Source organism: Methyloglobulus sp. (assembly GCF_046714055.1).
Taxonomy (GTDB): Bacteria; Pseudomonadota; Gammaproteobacteria; order Methylococcales; family Methylomonadaceae; genus Methyloglobulus.
Window position 1 is genome coordinate 1 of record NZ_JBKKBJ010000131.1, and the last position, 3,642, is coordinate 3,642.

Consider the following 3,642-nt stretch of genomic DNA (forward strand, 5'->3'; position numbering starts at 1 on the left):
CATTATCAAAGCCCCAATTTACTCCCCTTTGGGGGTGTCCTGGGCACACCCGTCCCGCACCCGCCAATATCGCGCCTGCCGAGCCTGGCACAAATTGGCCAGTGCCATCAGCGGAAAGGCTTCGCCGCGTTCTTGACTAATCACCGGTTTCGGGTTTTCCGACACCCGAACTGGCACTTGACGATGCGGTAGATATGTTCCGCCTTCGCTCGAACTGAAGCGTGCTTTTTGTTTTCCTTGCGCGGTGACGCCGATAGATTCTTTTTGGGTTTGGTCTTGTCCAGCACCGCCCAATAGACCCCCGCTTGCCGGGCGGCGTGTTTCATCTTTTCGTTGGCATAGCCCTTGTCGCCAAAGACGGCACTGCCGCCTTCGCGGGGCAACTGGCCGATGACGCTGATGTCGTGGCCTTTGGCGGTGGTGGTGCCGACCGTGTGGACGGGCCGCTGTTGGCGTCGACGCTGATAGGGGCTTTCATGCCAAAATGCCAAGTGTTGCCTTTTTCGTGGGACCCGTCCCAGACCGCGCTGCCTGGCCTGGTTCTTGGCCGACGGCGTGGCATGGACAGCCGTCGGGTCAACGGCGCTGCCGCCCGTCAACAACAGGCCTTGCCCACCCCCAAACACGTCGGCAAGCGGCCCTTCCGCCCCAGGGTCGGACTAGCCGCACCATTGTTGCAGGCAATAAACCCGCAGCATCACCTTAAGCCGTAGGTTGGCGGCCTTTGCCGACTTTAGGGCAGTAAGGCTCGACCATCTCCCCCAACAACTGCCAAGGCACCACCTCCCACCCCATTCAGGAATTTCTCCCGCTTGGTGCGCTTTTTCATGCCTCCATGGGCCAATGATGCAAGGCTTTGTTGTTTCATGGCTCGTCCTCCCCATTGCTATTGTCAGTGGCAATTTTAACGTTTTGGCTGGGCTTGCTCAGAGATTCCTTAATTAAGTTTTCTATGTCTTCGTAGGCTTCTTGGCGAAAACGAGGCATACAGATAGCCAGAAAAATAATGGCATTCAGGCCAATATTAGTTATCCGTTGCCGACACTCAGGGGGAATCAACACAACATCGCCATGCCTGACTTTCTGCGGTTCTAAATCCCCAATTTCAACAAGGCCTTCACCTTCAAGGATCATATAACGTTCCGTAATTCCATGGAGACGATGCCATCGGGTCGTAACGCCAGGTTGCACCCTTGCGCGCGCTATTGATACCTCTGGATCATCTGCACTATTGGAAAGTTCGTTGATGTAACACAACTCAGGCGTGTAAAACTCAGAATTTGGTTTCATCCGGCGTAATTCTTCTTTCATTGACACCTCAAATTTCTGGTAATGGGTTAAACCTGTTATTTTGCATGAATATCGATTCCAAATTCGACCTTATTGATTAGCAATCCGATGACGGTATCATGCATCACTGCTGACTTCGAGAAGCAAATCGTTTTTCGAGTCAAGCGCTTTCTTTATCCACGTCCGTAGATTCAAGTTTTTAGGTTCTATCTTCTGGGTATTCCGCTTGCCAATCTCATGCTTGATGGGGTCTAAATAGCGCTCGCAGGCACCACAGTCATCGGTGTAATAACGGGCAATGTTGAACGGTTGAAGCAATGCCTTCAGTTGCTTGAAGACCTGATCCTTACGCTTACCAAAGACCTACACCAGTATCGTGCCGGTCACATGATCAATCGTGTGCCACAGCCAACGCGGCTCAGATTTCTTGCCCACATAAGACCGCTGTCCGTCCATTTCGGCTTCACAGAAATGGCTTCCAGCCTAACTTCCATGCCACTTGGCGCAACCTGTGTATTAACGATAGGGATTACCTGCGTCAGCAGGGCTTTCTATTTTTTAGCGTGCTAATGACGATGTTTTTGTTATTCCCCAACATCGTTTCCTGGGTGGTAATCGGCGCAAATAAGAATCAAGCACACTATGATTATATTCTTGGCCGGTTTTCCTAAATGCCGGATAGTAGACAAAACTCTCTGCACTCGCATTTTTAAATTCTTCTGTATCTTGGAAATATCGAAAAACAACCTCTCCATTGCATATACGCAGTTCGTCAACTACATAACGATTTCTCGATTTGCCTTTTGGTGCCTACCAAACTAACAATAGTCTTTCTGGATCGATAACATGCTCAATACGGTTCAAAGTTGCTTTTCCATTCGTTTACTAATTTCTAAGCGCCAGGATTCGTACTGCTTGGCCTTTTCGCCCAAATGTCGAAATCTTAAATTTGTACGGCTAAACCTTGGCATTTGTGCAATTAGTCTATACGTATTTGTACGTATAGACTAACCAGTAAAAACAGTTACAATGTCTCCAAGGTATCCGGAAAAGTGACCCAATGGGTGATAGGCACCACTAAAGTAAGTCCCAATTATCCTGGCTGTGTGTTAGCAATATGATACAAGGAAATCATTACAGAGTTTACTTGACATTTCGCTGCTCCGGAACTGAGCGTGTTCATAGTCCATTAAGTATTACGTTTGATTTTGACATGGTAAATGCCAATTGCCGTACTAATATACGGATACGGGCGGCGAATTCTGCTACCAAGTCTTATTGTAATTTATCCTGACTAACCTAGTAGAGGAAACCCAAGATCATGACAGTTTTTCCCTCCAGATTCAGATTATTTCGGACCTTGGCCAGCCTGGGCCTACCCTTGTTGACTTGGTTGTTATTGGTGCCTACGGAAGCGGTCAGTCGACCCCGTGAGTCAGCGGACGAGCCACGAACGGTGGAAGTCCTCCGTAGCCTGCGCGGTAACCCATTAGCGCCGGATGAAATCGTTCGCGGAAGGCAGGTTGCCGACTCCTCGGATCAAATAAAGCGCGCCAGGGTACTAGCAGCGACCTTACCTAGACCGCCCAGATTGAGGCTATTATTACAGGACGTTCATCCACTCTATACGCAGCGCCATATCGAGGCCAAGAACGCCGATCCCCAGTCACGCAGAGCGGAGGTTTTTTACTTTAACTACGCGACAAACGAGGTGATTCAGACCGTGGTCAACCTAAACAGCAACACGGTTCAAGAGACACAGGTGGCGAGTGGGGTTGCCAACCATCCCTTTTTTTCAAGAGCTGAAATCAAGGCGGCCTTGCAGCTTGTTTTTGAACATCCACAGTTGGGCCCTAGCCTCCGGACAGCCTACCGGGAGATCACCGGCCAAAGCTTGACCGATGTCAGCCAACTGGAAGAGGCGCAGGGTGGGGTTTTCTATCCTGCCTCGGCTGCGCGCACCCCCCTCGGGAACATCACGGCAGACTGTGCGGTGGACCGGTGTATGCAGCTTTTCGTTCCCATTGGTGACTTATTCATAGACATGAGCAAACTTGTAGTCGATCTCTCGACGGGGGAAGTCCTTGGGTCGATCAGTGTCTAAGCCGACATACACACTAACTTAACTCAGGACAGATAACGATGAGAAGAATCACCCACACACGGGCAATGACATTCGCTGCCGCAATCCTCTTGACTTTAGGTGAGGGCGCCGCACAGGGGGCAACCTGTTTTTTTCCAACAACAAATTCAGTTGACTGCCAGATGACGAACGGTGCTCGCTGGGAGTTCAATTGGGCGAATGACACCAAGAAAGGTATGGTGCTGAACCAGATCACACTCACGCCAAAA

Annotated in this window: 6 protein-coding genes and 1 pseudogene; 1 reads left to right on the forward strand and 6 read right to left on the reverse strand. The window is 50.1% G+C overall.

Features of this window, described 5'->3' with window-relative positions; translation table 11 throughout:
- Positions 1-140: 140 nt before the first annotated feature.
- The 5 genes and pseudogenes from ACLQ6D_RS07975 to ACLQ6D_RS07995 all read right to left on the reverse strand — a co-directional run bounded on the left by ACLQ6D_RS07975 (position 141) and on the right by ACLQ6D_RS07995 (position 1,746).
- Positions 141-626 (reverse strand): transposase, encoded by a 486-nt coding sequence (locus ACLQ6D_RS07975; protein WP_411726755.1) that lies wholly within the window; start codon positions 624-626, stop codon positions 141-143.
- 107 nt (positions 627-733) lie between these two features.
- Positions 734-868, reverse strand: a complete 135-nt coding sequence (locus tag ACLQ6D_RS07980) for a hypothetical protein (protein ID WP_411726756.1) — start codon at positions 866-868, stop codon at positions 734-736.
- Complete coding sequence (locus ACLQ6D_RS07985) at positions 865-1,311, reverse strand: cupin domain-containing protein (RefSeq protein ID WP_411726757.1); 447 nt, start codon at positions 1,309-1,311, stop codon at positions 865-867. Before ACLQ6D_RS07985 ends, ACLQ6D_RS07980 begins: the two co-directional genes overlap by 4 nt.
- Before the next feature lie 35 nt (positions 1,312-1,346).
- Complete coding sequence (locus ACLQ6D_RS07990) at positions 1,347-1,415, reverse strand: hypothetical protein (RefSeq protein ID WP_411726760.1); 69 nt, start codon at positions 1,413-1,415, stop codon at positions 1,347-1,349.
- A pseudogene (locus ACLQ6D_RS07995) lies at positions 1,408-1,746 on the reverse strand (IS1 family transposase). The gene ACLQ6D_RS07990 and the pseudogene ACLQ6D_RS07995 overlap by 8 nt, the downstream one beginning before the upstream one ends.
- Positions 1,747-2,611: 865 nt before the next feature.
- Here ACLQ6D_RS07995 and ACLQ6D_RS08000 point away from each other — a divergent pair.
- The gene (locus tag ACLQ6D_RS08000; RefSeq protein ID WP_411726758.1) at positions 2,612-3,394 is read left to right on the forward strand and encodes a hypothetical protein; all 783 of its coding nucleotides are present in this window, start codon (positions 2,612-2,614) and stop codon (positions 3,392-3,394) included.
- 13 nt (positions 3,395-3,407) lie between these two features.
- On the opposite strand, the gene ACLQ6D_RS08005 is transcribed toward ACLQ6D_RS08000, so the two are convergent.
- Positions 3,408-3,642 (reverse strand): hypothetical protein (locus ACLQ6D_RS08005; RefSeq protein ID WP_411726759.1); only part of this gene is annotated, 235 nt, incomplete at its 5' end.